Genomic DNA, 19,214 nt, shown 5'->3' with positions numbered 1-19,214 from the left:
AATAATTAAAAATTGCGGAGTATTTCAGCAATAGTATAAGTTTTTATGTGTTTAATATTTATATTGGTCTTACCAGTATAAAAAGACCACATGCTGATCTTGCTCAATAATTAAATCTTAGTAAGCATTTCAAGGAGATGACAATGCTTCAATGGCAGCAAATATATGACCCAATGGGGAATATATGGATATCAAGTTTAATTGCGCTCATTCCGATTATCTTTTTTTTCTTGGCGCTTGCTGTATTTCGTTTAAAAGGCAGTGTGGCAGGTACGATCACCGTTGTACTGGCACTGTTGGTGTCTTTATTTGCCTATGACATGCCTGCGCTTATGGCATTGGCTTCGATGGTTTATGGTTTCTTCTACGGTTTATGGCCGATTGCATGGATCATTATTGGTGCGGTGTTCCTGTATAAAATTTCAGTCAAAACAGGGCAGTTTGACATCATCCGTTCTTCGATACTTTCCATTACTGAAGATCAACGTTTACAGATGCTGTTAGTCGGCTTTGCTTTCGGTACTTTCCTAGAAGGTGCGGCGGGCTTTGGTGCTCCTGTGGCGATTACCGCAGCACTATTGGTAGGTTTAGGCTTTAAGCCTTTATATGCGGCAGGTCTTTGTCTGATCGTAAATACTGCGCCAGTGGCTTTTGGTGCGATGGGTATTCCAATTATCGTTGCTGGGCAAGTGTCTGGTGTTGATACGATGGAAATCAGTCAGATGGTCGGCCGTCAGCTGCCATTTATGGTGCCGATTGTACTGTTTTGGATTATGGCGATTATGGATGGCTGGCGCGGTGTGAAAGAAACTTGGCCTGCGGTGGTTGTTGGGGCGAGTAGCTTTGCGATTGCACAGTATTTAACGTCGAACTTTGTTGGTCCTGAATTACCAGATATTACCGCGGCGATTGCCTCTTTAGTGTCATTAACGATTTTATTTAAATATTGGCAGCCTAAACATATTTTCCGCTTTGCAGATCAAGATGCGACGATGAGTGAAGATGTTGCTGCACAAAAACAGCAAAAATATAGCTTGGGTCAAATTGCAAAAGCGTGGTCGCCATTTGCGATCTTAACGGTGATGGTTACGATCTGGAGTATTAAACCGTTTAAGGATTTATTTACTAAAGACGGTGCCTTACATGATTTGGTTATTTCGATCAAAGTGCCATTTTTACATCAATTGGTTCAAAAGATGCCGCCAGTCGTACCTGAAATGAAGGACTACGATGCCATCTATAAATTTGATTGGTTTTCGGCAACAGGTACGGCAATTGTCATTGCTGCGATCATTACCATTATTTTCTTAAAAATGAAGCCGAAAGACGCGATTCTGACCTTTGGTGAAACCATTAATGAATTAAAAATTCCAATTTATTCGATTGGGATGGTCTTGGCTTTTGCATTTATCGCCAACTATTCAGGTATGTCTTCGACCTTGGCATTAGCACTTGCGCATACAGGTCAAGCCTTTACCTTCTTCTCGCCATTTTTAGGATGGCTTGGTGTATTTCTCACGGGTTCAGATACGTCAGCCAATGCGCTATTCGCTGCATTACAGGCAACCACGGCACAGCAAATTGGTGTACCAGAAGTATTACTTGTTGCTGCCAATACCAGTGGTGGTGTGACTGGAAAAATGATTTCTCCGCAGTCAATTGCAATTGCATGTGCGGCAGTTGGCTTGGTGGGTAAAGAGTCTGATTTATTCCGTTTTACCGTAAAACACAGTATAACGTTCACAATCATGATGGGGATTTTAATCACCCTACAAGCTTATGTGTTCCCTTGGATGATTCCATAACACGCATTGTGTAACAACGTTAAGGAAAGCAGATGAAAGTCTCTGATAAAACTGTTCAAAGTCTTCGTGTATTGATTGAAGAAAGCAATATGCAAGTTGGAGATCGTCTGCCTGCTGAACGGAAACTGTGTGAACAACTTGGCGTCTCACGCACCTCTTTACGCGAAGCGATTTCTCAATTGACCAGCATGGGCGTGTTGGTCAGTAAAGTCGGTGCGGGGACGTTTTTAAAGCAATTACCAGCGACTTGGTCGAGTTATCAAATTGTGCAGCCCATCAGCAGTTTGATTAGTGAAGACCCTGCCTACCGTTTTGATGTGCAAGAGGCGCGCATTATTTTGGAAGGTGGTACTGCATGGTATGCGGCACAACGTGCTACAGCAGAGGACTTGGCACATATCCGACATTATTATGATCAGATTAATCATTTTCAGGCTTTAGGCAATGACGATGAAGCAGCGCGTGCAGATGCCAAATTTCATTTGGCGATTGCTGAAGCTTCACACAATTTAGTGTTGATTCAGATGATGCGTGGTCTATTTGATCTGTTGCAATTTAATGTCGTTTTAGGTCGTCGAAAAGTTTATAGCGAAGCACACCGATTTGATCAATTGCATGATCAGCACTTTCAAGTCATGAATGCAATTGAACGTCGTGATCCTGAAGCTGCACGTAAAGCAGTCTGTGGACACATTGAGTTTGTAGTACAACAGGTGCGTATGATTGATGAAGAAGAAGCTCGTCGTCAGCGTGCCAGTCGATTAAACAGGATATAAGCATGATTATTTCTTCTGCCAATGACTATCGTGAAGCGGCACGTCGTCGTTTACCGCCATTTTTATTTCATTATATCGATGGCGGGGCGTATGCCGAATATACCTTAAAGCGTAATGTAGAAGATTTATCAACAATAGCGTTGCGTCAACGTGTGCTAAATGACATGTCACAGCTGAGTCTAGAAACCCAACTGTTTAATGAAACTTTATCGATGCCTGTGGCTTTATCACCTGTGGGTTTAACAGGGATGTATGCACGCCGCGGCGAAGTTCAAGCAGCCGTTGCTGCAGATAAAAAGGGCATTCCATTTACGCTGTCTACCGTTTCAGTATGTCCTATTGAAGAGGTGGCGCCAGCGATTCAGCGTCCCATGTGGTTTCAGTTATATGTGCTACGTGACCGTGGCTTTATGAAAAATGCCTTAGAACGTGCCAAAGCTGCAGGCTGTTCAACTTTAGTGTTTACCGTGGATATGCCTGTTCCGGGCGCGCGTTACCGTGATGCGCACTCAGGAATGAGCGGGCCAAATGCAGCCATGCGCCGTTATATGCAGTCGTGTTTCCACCCACACTGGGCGTGGAATGTGGGTTTATTAGGTCGTCCGCATGACTTGGGCAATATTTCTAAATACTTGGGTAAACCAACAGGGCTTGAAGATTACATCGGCTGGTTAGGCAATAACTTTGATCCCTCTATTTCATGGAAAGACCTTGAGTGGATTCGTGAATTTTGGGATGGCCCGATGGTCATTAAAGGCATACTTGACCCTGAAGATGCCAAAGATGCTGTGCGTTTTGGTGCAGATGGCATCGTGGTGTCAAACCATGGTGGCCGTCAGCTCGATGGTGTTTTATCTTCAGCGCGTGCATTGCCGCCAATTGCAGATGCGGTAAAAGGCGATATTAAAATTCTTGCGGACTCAGGTATTCGAAATGGTTTAGATGTGGTGCGTATGCTGGCTTTGGGTGCGGATACCTGTATGCTCGGTCGCGCGTTTGTTTATGCGCTCGGTGCAGCGGGTGGTGAAGGTGTTTCCAATCTTCTAGAACTGATTGATAAAGAAATGCGTGTTGCGATGACCTTAACTGGTGCAAAAACCATTGCGGATATTACATCTGATTGTTTGGTGAAGTTAGAGAAAGAGTTGGCTGGGTGATTTTTTGAATAGATCTCTTGGGAAAGTTATTCGTCATCAAAAAAATTAGCAATGAAAGTTCCCTCTCTTTGCAGGAGAGGGTTAGGGAGAGGTGTTTATTGAATAATTCTCCTAACCCTCTTGCGTAGCGTTGCTACTCATCCCAAAGGGAGAAGGGATATTCATTATAGATTTTAATAACAATGACTAAAAACTTTTGATATGTGCAAATAAACCTACGTTGTTTAAAATTATTTAAATCAATATTTTTTCATTGCATAACAATGCTATTCCTCTTTATCAAGGAGAGAAAATATTGAAAATGGAAAATTCTACGAGCATGCAAACTCAATCATTACAAACCATTCAAAACCTCATCAACATCGTCGGTAAGCAACACGTTTTAACTGAAGATAAAGATACACGTTTATACCGCCAAGGTCGTCGTTACGGTGCAGGGAAAGTCTTGGCTGTGGTTACACCGGGCTCATTACTTGAGCAATGGCATGTGTTGCAAGCTGCTGTAGATGCAAATTGTATTGTGATTATGCAAGCCGCCAATACTGGTTTGACAGGTGGTTCAACGCCTTTTGGTGATGACTATGACCGTCCTGTGGTGCTGATAAGTACTCGCCGTTTGGTTGGCATCCAAGTGATTAATGAAGGCAAGCAAGTGATTTGTCTACCGGGTGCAACATTAGACAAACTTGAAAAAGATTTGCTGCCATATAATCGTGAACCTCATTCGGTGATTGGTTCTTCTTGTATTGGCGCATCGGTTTTGGGCGGCGTATGCAATAACTCAGGGGGGGCTTTGGTACGCCGCGGTCCTGCCTATACAGAGCTTGCACTGTATGCACAAGTGAATGAGTCAGGTGAGTTAGAGTTGGTCAATCATCTAGGTGTCAATCTTGGCAATACGCCTGAAGAAATCCTCACAGCGCTGGAAAATAAAAATTATCAAATCAATGACATTGTGAATAATTCAAGTTGCTGTGCATCAGATCAACGCTACTCACATGATGTTAAACAAGTCGATGAAAATACACCTGCACGTTTTAATGCAGATCCGAGTCGACTATTTGAAGCATCAGGTTCAGCGGGTAAAGTCTGCGTCTTTGCAGTACGTTTAGATACCTTTGAAAAAATTCCTAGTCAGGTGTTTTATGTGGGAACCAATTCGCAAGATGATTTAACAGAAATTCGTCGTTTTCTATTAAAAGATCTTGCACGCCTCCCGATTGCAGGTGAGTACATTCATCGCGTGGCATATGATATTGGGGCTGAGTACGGCAAAGACTCTTTTGTATTTATTGAAAAATTTGGCACTGCAAAAGTTCCTGCTGCTTTTGCCATGAAAGATAAAGTCGATGGCTATTTAGAAAAACTGGGCTTGCAAGGTTTTTCGGATAAAGTCTTGCAGCTGGTGACTAAATTTTTGCCGAATCATTTGCCAAAACGTATGAATGAATTTCGTGATTTATATGAACATCATTTGATGATTCGTATTGAAAATCAGGATGTTGATCAAGTTGATGCGTATTTGAAAACGTATTTTTTAGATAAAACCTCAGGCAATTATTTTAAATGTACGGATGAAGAAGGTCGTAAGGCATTTTTACATCGTTTTGCGGTGGCAGGAGCTGCCATTCGTTATCGTGATACGCATCATTCAGAAGTGGAAGACATTGTTGCACTGGATATTGCATTACGTCGCAATGATCGTGAATGGGTCGAAACTTTACCGAAAGCCATGGATGAGCAAATTATCCATAAACTCTATTATGGACATTTTCTTTGTCATGTTTTTCATCAAGATTATATTGTGAAAAAAGGGGTAGATCCTTTGGCAATGGAACATGCAATGTGGCATTTACTCGATGATCGTGGTGCTGAATATCCTGCGGAACACAATGTTGGGCATTTGTATGTGGCCAAGCCTGCATTAAAAAATCATTATCAAAAATTGGATCCAACCAATAGCTTTAATGTCGGGATTGGACAAACCAGTAAGCTGAAACATTGGAAATAATGCTTTATAAAACAACACGCCGTGATGTGATATATCACGGCTTTTTTATGAGTGAATAATTTATGCGTCACACGGTATTGACCATAAAAACGAAGAATATTTTCTAAATTGTCATCCCAAAATATAAAAAAACCGCTAAAGTGTTATGCAACAAGTTGCAAAGCCAAAATAAGGATTCAGCATGACAACGACTAGCTATGCAAATATTTTAAAGCCTTTACATTTGGGTTTTACCACGATTAAAAACCGTGTCGTGATGGGGTCCATGCATAGTGGGCTGGAAGATCGTTTTTATAACTATCCTAAATTGGCAGCTTATTTTGGTGAGCGTGCGAAAGGTGGTGTTGGCCTGATTATTACAGGCGGTATTTCGCCAAACCGTCAAGGTTGGCTGTTACCTGCTGGCGGTACCATGAATACTTTAGGTGATATCGCTCCGCATCGCTTGGTGACGCATGCCGTACATAAGCATGGTGCCAAAATTTTAATGCAAATCTTGCATGCTGGGCGTTATGGCTATCAGCCTTTTGCAGTGTCAGCGAGTCCGATAAAATCTCCGATTTCACCTTTTAAACCGCGTCAATTGAGTGATAAACAGATTTTAGACACGATAGACGACTATGTACGCTGCGCAAGCTTAGCTCAAAAAGCGGGCTATGACGGTGTTGAAATCATGGGTTCAGAAGGCTATTTGCTGAATCAATTTTTAAGTCGTCATGTCAACCAACGGACTGACCGTTGGGGCGGCGAGATTGAAAATCGTATGCGTCTTGCGGTTGATATTGTGAAATCGATACGTGCTGAAGTGGGTGAGAAATTTATTATCTGCTTCCGTTTGTCATTACTCGATTTGGTCCATGATGGGAACACCATGGCTGAAGTCATTACTGTTGCCAAAGCTTTGGAAGCAGCAGGTGTGACGTTGTTGAACACGGGGATTGGCTGGCATGAAGCACGTATTCCGACAATTGTAACTTCAGTTCCGCGTGCGGCATTTGTGGATTATACCGCTGAAGTCAAAAAACATGTTGCGATCCCTGTCATTGCGTCCAACCGTATCAATATGCCAGATACTGCTGAAGAAATTTTAGCTTCAGGCAAGGCGGATATGGTGCAGATGGCACGTCCATTCTTGGCAGATCCGTTTTGGGTAAATAAAACGGCGACCAACCGTGTCGATGAAATTAATACCTGTATTGCCTGTAACCAAGCCTGTTTAGATCATACTTTTAAAAATCAGCGTGCGACGTGTTTGGTCAACCCACGAGCGGCATATGAAACTGAATTGGTTTATTTAAAGACCAAAAAACCGAAGCGTATTGCAGTCGTCGGTGGTGGCGTTGCTGGGATGTCTGCTGCAACGGTAGCGGCAAGCCGAGGCCATGCGGTGACACTATTTGAAGCTGGTGCAGAGGTAGGTGGTCAATTTAATTTGGCGAAAGTCGTTCCGGGCAAAGAAGAATTTCACGAAACGATTCGCTACTTTAAAGTTCAAATCGAAAAAACAGGGGTTGATTTGCGTTTAAACACGCGTGTAAACCGTGAACAACTTGAACGTGAAGGGTTTGAGGAGGTTGTTATTGCAACAGGTGTGGTTCCTCGCAGCTTAAAAATTGAAGGTAGTGATGCACCGAATGTCTTGTCTTATGCAGAAGTGCTGAAAGGCGCAGCTGTGGGCAATAAAGTTGCTGTGATTGGTGCAGGCGGTATTGGCTTTGATGTATCTGAATTTTTACTCAAACCACCACATCAGCCACAACCAATGCCTTTAGCGGATTGGCAGCGGGAGTGGGGTGTTGATCCAAATCCAAACTATGTAACAGAAGGCGGTATGCAGGCTGCTGAGCTCGAACCTCCTGTTCGAGAAATTTATTTATTACAACGTAAAACAACTGCACTCGGTGCAGGGTTAGGTAAAACATCAGGCTGGGTACACCGTGCACAATTAAAGAAAAATGCGGTTCGTATGCTGCGTGGTGTTCAATACAAAGCCATTAGTGATGAAGGGCTTTGGGTTGAACATGCAGGGCATGATCAATTATTACGTGTAGATACGATCGTTGTTTGTGCAGGTCAGGAATCGGTAAAGCATTTGATGCCCGAACAGGGTGAGAAAACCCTTGCCAATTACCATATTATTGGTGGTGCAAAACTAGCAGCAGAGTTAGATGCGAAACGCGCAATACGTGAAGGTGCGGAGCTCGCGGCTAAACTTTAAGGATTTGGCGAAACAATATTCATTTGAAAGGTTTAGTTGTAATTTTTACTTGTCAGATGAATAAAACCTCCGTATTATGGCGCACATGGAAGCGTGGCAGAGCGGTTTAATGCACCGGTCTTGAAAACCGACGAGGGCGCGAGTCCTCCGTGAGTTCGAATCTCACCGCTTCCGCCAAATTCAAAAAAGCCCCTGTAGTGATACAAGGGCTTTTTTTTGTCTTAGATTTTAATTTGAGACGGCAATCTTACTTACTAGTATTTTAAGCAATGCTAAAAATGGATATCAGACTTAAAATTCAAGTCAGAAATTAATGCAAGGGTTGTCAAAGGTTGAATTAAAAGTAAGAGAAAAGAATGTTTATAGATTGATAGTGTTGAATTTATTTTTAATGGCCTATTTATTTAAATCTTTCACATGCATTGGGCAGAGCTATGATCGCTTATTTTGAAAAAATATCAATTGTATTTTATTTGATCAAATGTTTAGAAATGTCACGCCCCCTTGGCAAGGGGTAAAAAAGTGCTATATTGAAATCACAGTAGGTCATAACCAAGACGCTACTAATAGGTTGGACGGATCAATGACAGCTCGTTGAGTTTAGTAATTTTTAAGATGTTTTTGAATATTACAGACAAGAAATCAGCACTAGCCTTCCAACATAGAGCCCGCAGCAATGCGGGCTTTTTAATGTCTTTCAAAATGTGAAAATATAGTGTTTTTGTCAAACAATAATTAAATACTCAACCTATGTTATTGATATATATTTACTAAAGTAAAATAAGTTTACATTGCCATGAAATCTAACATTTACAAAGCAGGTTGTTGCGTAAAGGTGTGATATAAAAAATTCAATTATTAAAACAAGTAGAGACATTACCATGACACAGATGATTGACATAAAGGTAAAGGACCAATTTAGTCAGGTTTATGAAGCACAAGCTTTGGTGCGTAATCCTTCAGAAGAAGATTCAAGAGGGCTGTTTCATCGCATTGAACATATCATTATTGCAGGTGAAATCATCCTACCCAGTATCGAATTACTTTTTGAAAGTCAAAAATCGGACAGTATTTACAAGCTTTTAGAAGCTTAAATTGAATGAATAAAAAACTCACCTTAATGGTGAGTTTTTTATTTTAGAGATTGAAATTTAAGCTGTTTGATCTGCTTTAAATTGATTCAAAATATAAGACAGTAACTGATAGCGTGTCATTGGGTTGCTAGAAGACAGTTCAACATCTTGTTTACGCACTTGGATTTCTTGAGTTAAAACCCCAGCTTGAAAACGTTGCACGATCATATGATCTTTTGATACATCATGATCGGTCAGCACCAGTTTTGGTCCAAGGTGCAGATGTCCAATCGCATCTAGACATTGTTCAAGGCTGCTATATAGGTTGAAAAGGATGAGTGCCTGATCATTAGAATAATTGGCTAAATTCATTTTTATTATCCATGGTCAAAAATTATTGAGCAGGAATAGTGTATACGAATTGAGCAATAATAATCTGTATGGATTATTTTTCATTTAATGTCTGTCTAGCTAACTTTGGTTAAATCATTGAGACAGCTTAAATCTTTATGAAAAATAAGTTGGAATTCGCTTTAAATTAAAGAGGCTTGAATACCAATGGGACATCATAACGGGCAAATTCCTCAATGATACTGTTTAAAACCAATTGAGCTTGTGGTTCCGCTGCTGTAAAGGTGAGTTCTTGGTTCGTTTGGCTGTTGAAGCATTCAATTCGTTCTATACGCCAAATTGTTTCAATGGCTGTATTTTGAATGACCACACGTCTAGGCTGTAATTCATCACTAATTTTTCGTGGCATGACATAGGTAATGGCCAATTGAACATTAGGCAATTCGTCTTGTGAGGTTAAGAAGGTAAATACCCAATTGCCAATTTTGCTGAGTTGCATTGGATTATCGAAAGAATCAAATTCTAAACAAAATTGTTGTGACATTGACATGCTCAAACGCTGGGAGGTCGGTTTAATTCTTGCGATTTTTTACTGTTGATTGACATTAGGGGAAGGTCGTATAAAACAGCAGTTAAAACCTTAAAAGAAATAAGTGAATCAATAAAGTTAATAAAATTCAATTTCTTATATTGATATGCTTGAAAAATAACTCACCTCATTAAGTTGTTTTTTGAATGAGAAGTGAGGAAAAGTCTCTAAGTTAAACCAGTTGTTGCAGATTTTTTAGACTGTAATTAATTTGCTGTAATGCATGTTGTAAGAGTTTAGGTTGAATATTGGATTCATTTAGACAGGTGATCCATTGCATTTGACAGGCTTTTAAGTCTGCAATATCCGTGGCCTGTTGAATATTAAGCATTAATTTTTTTGCCATAAGCCCACAATAGCGCTGTAAGTAACTGCACATAAAGCTCTGTAACTCATCAAAATCATGCTCGATGAAATCAACGGTTTTTTCTGGCAATACTGGATTGTTCGTTGTCGTAGTTTTAGGTGTGGCTTGTTTGAATTGATGGGGTGTAGAGCTCATCGCATCCATTGGTAGGGGGGGCGTCAGTGCGTACTGTGTCTGAGTCTGAGGAACTTCCATCGTAGGCATTGAATGTTCATTAAAAGTCACATTTTTTTGCGCTGTGAGATCGGATGCAGGGCTAAAGGTATTGAGATCGGACGTATTGCTAGGCGCTATTTTAGGAGTATTAAAAGCAGAAAAATCGGATTTTTGAAGGCGTTGATGATCATGTGCTGTAATTGGCTGAATCAGCCCAAGATCCATCAGTTGCTCGAGCAATGTCGCTTCAGCAATCCGCTGCTGATAATGCACTGGCATTTGGTTAAAGTCATCACTACCAATTAAGAGTAGCAGACGACGTTGTCTAGCATTTAATGCGAGCTGTCGGTCTTTTAAAGTTTGAAAACCCAGCTCAGTTTTTTGATAGTTGAACATGCCTTAATTCCATAGCTCAAAAGAATTAAGGCAATCCTATGCAGTGATAATGACAGTAATATTAAGAAAATATTAAACAATCAATGATTTATAGAGTAATGACAGCAGAGTTTTCTAAAGCTTTGCGTAAATATGGGTCTAAGTCATCTTGACGTAATAGCCATTGCACATAGTCCGCAGGTAATTCTGCAATTGCGGTACCACGGTGTTTACCAAAATTAATACTGCGTGGAATGCGAGCATCTTCCGAAGCTTCGTATAATTCTTCGATGCTGTTGATTTTTAAGTGATGCACAATATGCATCAAAATATTGGCAGTTAAAATGATATCCATATCTGCGCGGTGAGCTTTACGGATCATTTCACGTGCTTTTTCACTGCCTTTGGTGATCATATAAATCAAGGCAGAAATATTATGCGCTTCTGCATCAGGCCAAACTCGACGAGCAAGGGCAAGGGTACAAATGGCTTTAATTTTTGAACCATCTACACCGCATTTTTCGAGCGCTCGAATATCGTAGTCGATATTATGCCCAATGATATATGTCGTCTCTGATGGGAGTTCAAAACTGCTGTAGTGGGGCTGACCTTCAAGATCTGATTCTAAAATATGATGTACAGCCATTGCTGCAAAAGAAATTGCTTCATCACAACGATAAAGTTGATCAAAAATTTTAGATTTATCTAGGGTAATTTTGGCATCTGCCACCTGAATTGGAGCATAGGCAATCTCGATGGGTTGTCCATTTAGTGTATGGGTTTCTGTGTCGAGAATGATGGCTTGCATGTCCAGTTCCAGCATGTTGAATAATGTTTATGAATGTACATGATCACATCCACACTGACAAACCCATGCTGTGATTATTTGTAGGAATATTATGAAGATGGCTGCGCAGTGTTTAAATAATCTGCTTTTATCGCATCTGCCGAAATAAAACCTTTACAGCGGGATAAAGCTAAACCATCTTCTAAATCGACTTATTTTAAAGGCTTTTGTCCATCGTGATATCCAAAAATGTCGCTAAGTGGATTAAGCACTAGAGTATGTTCACGATCAATGGCATGGTGGTTTTTCGGCTTTACTTTTGTGCATATGTTTGTGTAGTTGGCAGGGGGTACAGCATTTTTGTTGATTTTACATTTTGCTTTAACCTCCGAAAAATAGCCCAATCTGTATCCAATGATCAGAAATATAAGTTCAGCCATTTTTCTGAGATCGGGGTGGCTGATTTATTTGAATGCTGTTAATCCATATCGAGTTAAAACAAAGTGTTAATTCAAGATTATTTCAATAAATTAAAATAAGAGCAATTGCTTGAAAATTAGGCTTGAACAAAAGTTTGTTCCATGTATTTAATGATTCATCTTCAATGAAAAATTGACTTTAAAACAACAAACAAAAGGATCATGGAATGAAAATGCTGCGTTTAACGGTTTTTGTCAGCAGTGCGCTATTTTTAGCAGCCTGCGGTAATGATAGTAATGACCAACAATTTAGTAATCCTGAAACAAACGCTGATCTCAATCAGATCAAAAATCCAGTGGTAACTACAACTGCCTATAGTCAAGACAATATGCCTGCTGTGAGTGCAGACAGCCGATTGATGACCTATAAAATGCTAGGAGTAGATGGCAAAGTTGTTCAAGCCACAGCCTTAGTCTTTACCCCAAAAACAGTTGCTCCGGCAGGTGGTTGGAAAATTGTGGCTTGGGCACATGGAACGACAGGTGTGGCTGATAAATGCGCTCCGAGCCGACAAGGTTTGCAAGGTACTGAATACTTATTGCAAATGTTATTGGCAAAGGGTTATGTCGTTGTGGCACCCGATTATGAGGGATTAGGTGAACCTAGTGGACGTGAAAACCATCCTTATCTGAATCTAAAAAGTGAAGCCTTTTCGATTACCGATGCCGTTGTCGCTGCTCGAAGTTACTTAACCAATCAAGGTAAAACGGTGTCGAAGGATTGGCTTTCGATCGGACATTCTCAAGGTGGTCAAGCCGTATTAGGTGCAGCTGAATTCGCATCGCGTGCTGACTTAAATTATAAGGGAACGATTGCCATAGCACCTGCAAATAATCTTGCGCTCATTCTTGACGCAGGCGAGAAGTTAGCCAAAGACAAACCTGCAACCGTGCAAAGTATGATTTATGCACCTTTAGACAGTTTTACTGCGCAGATCATTGCAGGTATGCAAGGGCATAAAAACAGTGTGGATTATTCAAAAGTATTTAGTGGACATCTGGCTGCGATTGCACCTCAGGCTGAAACAGTGTGTTCAGGTGAGTTAACCAAGTTAATTCAAGATGACATGCTCAGTTATGCGAGTCAGAACACGACTTTGGATAACTATGGACGCACGCAGTATGATTTCTTAACTTTAAAGCCAATCCAAAAATTTATGAGTGAAGGTTCACAGCCTTTAACGACAGCGGTGAAAACGCCGATCATCATTTATCAAGGTAAAGCCGATCAGACCATTCCAGCAGATGCGACTAAATTTATGACTAGCCTTGCTAAGCCGGGAACATCGATTGACTATCGTGAGCAAGCGACAGCAGATCATATTAGTATTTATACCGATAATCTGGCAAATTTTGTGCAAGATGTAGAGACTCTCATGCCAAATCAATAAGTTGATTTGACTTAAATAGTGCTCGTGCAGATTCAACATGGGCATTATTTATTTAAAAACAGCACAAACTTCCCTCTCTCATTTCTAAAACTTCATGCTACAATACGCGCCAATCTTAGCACGGCTTAAAAGCCCTAATTTAATAGGACCTCGCTAATGTTTGCCAACACCTCTATTGCTCAATTTGACCCTGAATTAGCTCAAGCGATCTCGAATGAAGATGCTCGCCAAGAAGCGCACATTGAGTTAATCGCTTCAGAAAACTACTGTTCACCTGCAGTAATGGAAGCTCAAGGTTCAAAACTTACTAACAAATATGCAGAAGGCTACCCTGGTAAACGCTACTATGGCGGTTGCGAGTATGTAGACGTGATCGAACAATTGGCCATTGACCGTGCTAAAGAATTGTTTGGTGCTGATTATGCAAACGTTCAACCACACGCTGGTTCACAAGCAAACTCTGCAGTTTACCTTGCGCTACTTAACCCAGGCGATACTGTTTTAGGTATGAGCTTGGCGCACGGTGGTCACTTGACTCACGGTGCTAAAGTTAGCTTCTCAGGTAAAACTTACAACGCTATTCAATACGGTTTGAACCCAGAAACTGGCGAAATCGATTATGAAGAAGTTGAACGTCTAGCTGACGAACACAAACCAAAAATGATCGTTGCTGGTTTCTCTGCTTACAGTCAAGTTGTTGATTGGCAGCGTTTCCGTGATATCGCGGACAAAGTTGGCGCTTACTTATTCGTAGATATGGCTCACGTAGCTGGTCTAGTTGCTGCTGGCGTTTACCCAAGCCCAGTACAAATTGCTGACGTAACAACAACGACTACTCATAAAACACTTCGTGGTCCACGTTCTGGTTTAATCCTTGCGAAAGCAAACGAAGAAATCGAGAAAAAATTACAATCAGCTGTATTCCCAGGTAACCAAGGTGGTCCTTTAGTTCACGCTGTAGCGGCTAAAGCGATCTGCTTCAAAGAAGCAATGGCTCCTGAATACAAAGAATACCAAAAGCAAGTTGTTGTAAATGCTAAAGCGATGGCTGAAGTATTAATCGCTCGTGGTTATGACGTTGTTTCTGGTGGTACTGAAAACCACTTGTTCTTATTGTCTTTAATCAAACAAGACATTACTGGTAAAGATGCCGATGCTTGGTTAGGTGCTGCTCACATTACTGTGAATAAAAACTCAGTACCAAACGATCCACGTTCTCCATTCGTGACTTCAGGTATCCGTATCGGTACACCTGCTGTAACAACACGTGGTTTTGGCGAAGCTGAAGTACGTGACCTTGCAGGCTGGATCGCTGACGTTCTAGACAGCAAAGGTGACGAAGCTGTAATTGCTGCAGTGAAAGAAAAAGTTGCTGCTGTTTGCGCTAAATTCCCAGTTTACGCAAAATAAAACAGACTTGAGAAAAGCCCCTCAAGGGGGCTTTTTTTATGTCATCAGAAAAATTCAAAAGTTATCTAAACATTTATATTTCTGATATAACAGAAGAAGAGATAACAAGAAAATTTGCCCATCGCTATAGATCTGCTGGCAAGGTCGCAAAGGAACTTTATATGAATAAACCCAATATTATTCTTTCAGAACAAGATTTACATCGCTTAGAAACCATGTTGGAGCATCAGTCAAAGCTGACACCGACGATGGAGCATTTGGAAGATGAGATGGCGCGCGCTGAAGTGGTTGCTCCACAAGATGTCCCTGCCAATGTGGTGAGTATGAACGCCAAGGTTCTCATTAATATTGCACCTGCGACAGAAGCAACCGAAATTACATTGGTTTATCCGCATGATTTTCGTGGCGATAAAGGCCAAGTCAATGTTTTGGCTCCAGTGGGCGCTGCCATTTTAGGTTTGGCTGAAGGGCAGGAAATAGAATGGCCGCAGCCTGATGGTCACTCCATGAAAGTCAAAATCATTAAAGTGCTTTATCAACCTGAGCGTGAAGGGGATTATTTATAATTCCGCAGCGATATACAGATAAAATCTACACACAAAGCCATCGATATTGATGGCTTTTTTTATTTTTCGATATCGCATTTTTAGATATGAAATCGGCAAAAGTTGTTAAGCAGATTTCATCACAACCATAGCAGTTTAACTTGGGAAAACTGTCAAAGAATTGACAGAGTCATGGGCACGAAGTCGGCACACTGTATTTCAACCACACCATCGTTGCTTAATAATTTGAAGAATAAGGTAGAGCCCTATGACACAATTAGAATCGAATCATTACAATCCGGACTATCAATATCAGCATATTGAAGTAAAACCTGTAACAGGTCGTATTGGTGCCGAAATTTCTGGCATTCAGTTGTCTGGAAATTTAGACAAAAGCGTGGTCGATGAATTTAATCATGCACTATTAAAATATAAAGTTGTATTTGTACGTGGACAGCAAGATCTCACCGATTTAGAACAAGAAGCCTTTGCACGACTTTTAGGAAATCCGTTGAATCACCCAAGTGTGCCACTCAAAGATGGTACAGCACATACGTTGTCAATTGACTCACGTGGTGGGCGCGCAGATTCGTGGCATACCGATATTACGTTTTTGCCCAATTATCCTAAAGCCACAATTTTAAGAAATGTAGTTGCACCTGAACATGGTGGCGATACAGTTTGGGCCAATACCGTGACGGCTTATGAAGATTTAAGTCCGGAGCTACAAAAGTTGGCGGAACAATTACGCGCTGTGCATAGCAACAGTTATGACTATGCGACGCCGAAAGGTCAGTACAATGAAGAAGATCGCCATTTATTCCGTACCGCGGTAGAAGTGGAAACCGAGCATCCATTGGTGCGTGTACATCCTGAAACAGGTGAAAAAAGTTTGGTTTTAGGTCACTTCTTTAAACGCTTCAGTGGGTATAGTCCGGCACAGTCACGTCGTTTATTTGAACTGTTTCAAGAGCAAATCGTGCAATGGGAAAATATTGTGCGTTGGCGCTGGGCGGTTGGTGATGTTGCCATTTGGGACAATCGTGCAACGTAGCATCGTGCCATCAATGACTATGGTGATGAGTTACGTATCGCCTCACGTGTCACCATTGAGGGTGATGTACCTGTCGATGTAAATGGTCAGCCGAGTACTGTGTTGAAGAATATACAAAACACGGACATTTCAAACTTGCGTTCAGAAGCAGGCCGTATTTATGAGAAAGCATCTTAAGTATGAGAGCGTCATTTAAAACAGCACAAAAATAGATAAATAATGTGAAAAACAATGGTTTTACATTTTTCAGCACTTGCCTAAGATCGATGAGATCTTAGGCATTTTTTTATAGACGTGAGCGATCAAAAGAACACCACCCAACAGCATTTGTTGCAAATTTTGCGTAATGAAGACATCTTTCAGGGCTTTAGCGATCAGACTTTAGAACAGCTTGTACAACAGGTGAAATATTCACGTTTTCATGCACAGCAGCACATCTTAAAACAACAACAAATCGTGCAAGATATTAATATTTTGCTTTCAGGTACGCTACAAATTGGTTGGTTGCAAAATAATGGTGAATTGATTGTAAATGACTATATCCGTCGCCAGTCGGTATTTAATTTTGTCGCAGTCTTACAACAAAAGCCGTTGAATTATGATTATTTTGCTGCGACACATGTCGAGGTGGCAATCATTTCTGGAACAACGTTTTTAGCGGTTTTACAGCGTGATCCACAGGCGCTTTGGAATGTCGTGCAATCTCTCAGTCGACGTATGTATTTGATGTTTGAGCATAATCGTTATTTGAGAACGGCAACGCTAGAGCAGCGCATCGCAAGACATTTGATTCGACTCTATGAACAATATGGATGTCGGCAGGAAATTCCTTTGAGACTCAGTCAGCAGGAATTTGCAGAGTCTTTTAATATTTCACGCCAAACGTTGAATAAACATTTACAGCAATTTGTTCAAACACAGGTGATCGCGTGGAATTATGGACAAATCGTGATATTGAATCTTGAGCGTTTAAGGCGAATGAGTGAACTTGATGAATAAATAAATTTACCGTGTACTGGAAGCCATTATAGCAAATGGCTTCATTGACCTTACTTAGATTAGTGCTTACTGATTTTATCCAAATAACCCATCATAAAAGCAGAAAAAACAAAGGTTAAATGCATGATGATGTACCACATGATTTTGTCATTGGGGATGTTTTTCGCATCCATAAAAATACGTAATAAATGAATCGAAGAAATTGCCACGATTGACGCTGCAACTTTGAGTTTTAATGAATTGGCATCCATGGTGCCGAGCCAGTTCAAGCGATTGGTCGATTCATTAATTTTTAATTGCGAAACAAAGTTTTCATAGCCTGAAAACATCACCATCACAATCAGTCCGCCCACCATAGTCATATCGACCAAAGAGAGGATGACTAAAATCAGGTCAGCTTCTGAATATTCTAAAATATGCGGAAGGACATGAATGACTTCTTGGAAAAATTTAATCGCGAGCAGTAGCAGTGCAAAGGATAAACCAAAGTACACGGGAGCCAGAATCCAACGTGCAGCATACATTGTGTTATGGAAAAAACGTTCCATTTAAGCCTCTAAAATTATTGATCTAATATTTGGTTCTAAAGTATATGGATTAAATTTTACGATAATTTTGATAATAATTCATGTAGAGTCAGTTGTTTAATTTAAATCTAGATTGAATCTTTGGGTATCTTAAGCTTGAATTCATCTGTTTAGGTCATCATATCCATTCATATGATGCTGTATGGCTGCTTTGGCGGATCTATAGGCAACGGTTGAATTTGATGGCGAAATTTGACTGATGAAATAGATGTATTTTTTGCAAAATACTACAAGACTTTTATGGCAAAACTTGTAGTATAAAAATGATTTTATTGAGTTTAATTGGCTATGTCACAAATTGATGTATTGGTGCCGTTAAAGGATATTACGGTAGATCGGGCGGAAGTGCTTTCGATTAAGCGGAATGACCTTGTGCCATTACTGACCGATCAATATCGTCTAAATCATTATGCAGATCAATTAATTCAAGCACAGTCGGTACTGCTAGATGGTGTTGACCCTCAGTTGACGAAGCAACTTAGTCAAACCATTGAGCAGTTGATTCAAGCCTTAGCCAATTCAAAAAAATATTTAAAAACACGCAAATTTAATGCCTTGCAAAAATGGTTAGGCATTGATTTGGAGTACGGTTCAGGACAAGTTGAATATTATAAAAATCTAGATCAATTGCTTGATCGGGCAAATCATCTGAGCCAAAAACTACAGTTAGAAATTCAAAAGTCCCAAGCACGTTTTAATCAACTACAAGGCTTACGTGAGCAAATGGCACGCTATATCGTCGCGGCTGAAGAGTTTTTGCTGGAATACCCACAGTTTGTGAAAAATCAGCATCCACTTGATAACTTTGCAGAGCGCTTATCAAAAAAGGTGAATACGTTGCAAACCTTACAAGCCAGTAATGATATTGCAATTACACAAATGCAGCTTTCTCAGCAGCTTTCTTTTGGATTATTAGATCGATATAAGGAAGCTCAGCAGGTGTTGATTCCAGCATGGCAATATCATGTGAAACAAAGTCGTCAAAGTAACTCGACAAGTTCATTGGAAAAGCTTGATAATAGCCGTGAAAATTTGATTAAAACTTTAAAAAAATCATTAGAGAATTCCTCTAAGTCTTAGAAAT

At 40.5% G+C, this 19,214-nt stretch carries 17 protein-coding genes and 1 tRNA gene; 13 read left to right on the top strand and 5 right to left on the bottom strand.

What is annotated here, in order from left to right:
* Positions 1 to 137: 137 nt before the first annotated feature.
* The 7 genes from lldP to FTU05_RS10355 all read left to right on the top strand — a co-directional run bounded on the left by lldP (position 138) and on the right by FTU05_RS10355 (position 9,061).
* The gene (gene lldP / locus FTU05_RS10385) at positions 138 to 1,805 is read left to right on the top strand and encodes an L-lactate permease (protein ID WP_180165209.1); all 1,668 of its coding nucleotides are present in this window, start codon (positions 138 to 140) and stop codon (positions 1,803 to 1,805) included.
* Positions 1,806 to 1,837: 32 nt separating this feature from the next.
* A complete protein-coding gene (gene lldR / locus FTU05_RS10380; protein ID WP_078189144.1) occupies positions 1,838 to 2,581 on the top strand; it encodes a transcriptional regulator LldR in 744 nt (247 codons plus the stop codon).
* A gap of 2 nt (positions 2,582 to 2,583) precedes the next feature.
* On the top strand, positions 2,584 to 3,738 hold the full coding sequence (lldD, locus tag FTU05_RS10375; protein WP_180145169.1) for an FMN-dependent L-lactate dehydrogenase LldD: 1,155 nt from the start codon (positions 2,584 to 2,586) through the stop codon (positions 3,736 to 3,738).
* A 319-nt stretch (positions 3,739 to 4,057) separates the two neighbouring features.
* Positions 4,058 to 5,749 carry a D-lactate dehydrogenase gene (gene dld, locus FTU05_RS10370; protein ID WP_180165247.1) on the top strand — a complete coding sequence of 564 codons (1,692 nt, stop codon included), beginning with the start codon at positions 4,058 to 4,060 and terminating at the stop codon, positions 5,747 to 5,749.
* Between the two features lie 181 nt (positions 5,750 to 5,930).
* On the top strand, positions 5,931 to 7,967 hold the full coding sequence (locus FTU05_RS10365) for an NADPH-dependent 2,4-dienoyl-CoA reductase (protein WP_180026807.1): 2,037 nt from the start codon (positions 5,931 to 5,933) through the stop codon (positions 7,965 to 7,967).
* 87 nt (positions 7,968 to 8,054) lie between these two features.
* A tRNA-Ser gene (locus FTU05_RS10360) sits at positions 8,055 to 8,144 on the top strand.
* Positions 8,145 to 8,848: 704 nt separating this feature from the next.
* Entirely contained in the window at positions 8,849 to 9,061 is a 213-nt protein-coding gene (locus FTU05_RS10355) for a hypothetical protein (RefSeq protein WP_111885766.1), read from the top strand.
* 57 nt (positions 9,062 to 9,118) lie between these two features.
* Here FTU05_RS10355 and FTU05_RS10350 read toward each other — a convergent pair whose 3' ends face one another.
* The 4 genes from FTU05_RS10350 to FTU05_RS10335 form a co-directional block, all read right to left on the bottom strand.
* Entirely contained in the window at positions 9,119 to 9,412 is a 294-nt protein-coding gene (locus tag FTU05_RS10350; protein WP_111885765.1) for a hypothetical protein, read from the bottom strand.
* Between the two features lie 166 nt (positions 9,413 to 9,578).
* Complete coding sequence (locus FTU05_RS10345; RefSeq protein ID WP_180165207.1) at positions 9,579 to 9,935, bottom strand: hypothetical protein; 357 nt, start codon at positions 9,933 to 9,935, stop codon at positions 9,579 to 9,581.
* Positions 9,936 to 10,152: 217 nt separating this feature from the next.
* Positions 10,153 to 10,899 (bottom strand): hypothetical protein, encoded by a 747-nt coding sequence (locus FTU05_RS10340; protein WP_180165205.1) that lies wholly within the window; start codon positions 10,897 to 10,899, stop codon positions 10,153 to 10,155.
* Positions 10,900 to 10,987: 88 nt separating this feature from the next.
* A complete protein-coding gene (locus tag FTU05_RS10335) occupies positions 10,988 to 11,686 on the bottom strand; it encodes a 3'-5' exonuclease (protein WP_168379387.1) in 699 nt (232 codons plus the stop codon).
* Positions 11,687 to 12,311: 625 nt separating this feature from the next.
* Here FTU05_RS10335 and FTU05_RS10330 point away from each other — a divergent pair.
* From FTU05_RS10330 to FTU05_RS10310, 5 genes are all read left to right on the top strand, one after another.
* Complete coding sequence (locus FTU05_RS10330) at positions 12,312 to 13,535, top strand: alpha/beta fold hydrolase (protein ID WP_180165203.1); 1,224 nt, start codon at positions 12,312 to 12,314, stop codon at positions 13,533 to 13,535.
* 156 nt (positions 13,536 to 13,691) lie between these two features.
* Positions 13,692 to 14,945 carry a serine hydroxymethyltransferase gene (gene glyA, locus FTU05_RS10325; protein WP_180165201.1) on the top strand — a complete coding sequence of 418 codons (1,254 nt, stop codon included), beginning with the start codon at positions 13,692 to 13,694 and terminating at the stop codon, positions 14,943 to 14,945.
* A 161-nt stretch (positions 14,946 to 15,106) separates the two neighbouring features.
* Positions 15,107 to 15,511, top strand: a complete 405-nt coding sequence (rnk, locus tag FTU05_RS10320) for a nucleoside diphosphate kinase regulator (protein WP_180165199.1) — start codon at positions 15,107 to 15,109, stop codon at positions 15,509 to 15,511.
* A 247-nt stretch (positions 15,512 to 15,758) separates the two neighbouring features.
* A complete protein-coding gene (locus FTU05_RS10315) occupies positions 15,759 to 16,544 on the top strand; it encodes a TauD/TfdA family dioxygenase (RefSeq protein WP_257230109.1) in 786 nt (261 codons plus the stop codon).
* A 294-nt stretch (positions 16,545 to 16,838) separates the two neighbouring features.
* Positions 16,839 to 17,543, top strand: a complete 705-nt coding sequence (locus FTU05_RS10310) for a Crp/Fnr family transcriptional regulator (RefSeq protein WP_180165197.1) — start codon at positions 16,839 to 16,841, stop codon at positions 17,541 to 17,543.
* A 59-nt stretch (positions 17,544 to 17,602) separates the two neighbouring features.
* Here FTU05_RS10310 and FTU05_RS10305 read toward each other — a convergent pair whose 3' ends face one another.
* Positions 17,603 to 18,091: a TIGR00645 family protein gene (locus FTU05_RS10305; RefSeq protein ID WP_078189122.1), complete on the bottom strand. Its 489-nt coding sequence runs from the start codon at positions 18,089 to 18,091 to the stop codon at positions 17,603 to 17,605.
* A gap of 327 nt (positions 18,092 to 18,418) precedes the next feature.
* Here FTU05_RS10305 and FTU05_RS10300 point away from each other — a divergent pair, with 327 nt between their 5' ends.
* A complete protein-coding gene (locus FTU05_RS10300; protein ID WP_078189121.1) occupies positions 18,419 to 19,210 on the top strand; it encodes a tellurium resistance protein in 792 nt (263 codons plus the stop codon).
* The last annotated feature ends 4 nt before the right edge of the window (positions 19,211 to 19,214 follow it).

It is taken from the genome of Acinetobacter sp. YH12049 (assembly GCF_013419875.1).
Lineage (GTDB): Bacteria > Pseudomonadota > Gammaproteobacteria > Pseudomonadales > Moraxellaceae > Acinetobacter > Acinetobacter amyesii.
Note: the sequence above shows the minus strand (reverse complement) of the source record. Positions and strands in the feature narration are given on the sequence as shown.